The organism is Ralstonia sp. VS2407 (genome assembly GCF_052950655.1).
Genome location: NZ_JBRFVG010000317.1, coordinates 1 through 448 on the forward strand (window position 1 = coordinate 1; position 448 = coordinate 448).

At 72.3% G+C, this 448-nt stretch carries 1 protein-coding gene; it reads left to right on the forward strand.

Features of this window, described 5'->3' with window-relative positions; genetic code table 11:
- The coding region (locus ACU8YE_RS25245; RefSeq protein WP_446930304.1) for a hypothetical protein at positions 1-359 on the forward strand (359 nt) is incomplete at its 5' end.
- Between the last annotated feature and the right edge of the window lie 89 nt (positions 360-448).

Here is a 448-nt window from a genome sequence, read left to right on the forward strand (position 1 = left end):
GCCACGGCCAGGCCCAACTGGCCAACGACCTGCTCACCGCCCAGGCCGCCCAGCGGTACGGGATCACGGCGATCGGCTACGGTCCCGGCCCGGTCGACACCGGTATCCGGCGCGAACTACCGGCCGTGCTGCGGGCGCTCATGCAGCCGTTCTACGCCCGGCGGACCCGGAAGCCGGACGAGGTCGCCCGACAGATCGTCGGCCTCCTCACCGACCCCGCCCTCGCCGTCGGATCGACCTCCTTCCACCACCGGCAGGGGTCGTTTCCGCCTGCGGAGTTCATCACCGAACCGGCCCGCCAACGGGACCTGCTGCGCACCAGCATCGCCCTGGCCGGCAAGGCGCTCGGCGCCCGCTGACGCTCGGGTGGAACGCCATGGGTGTCTCCGGCCCGGTTTGACACCCATGACGTTCCACCCGCCGAAGCGGCCGAGGCTGGCGGGTCAGT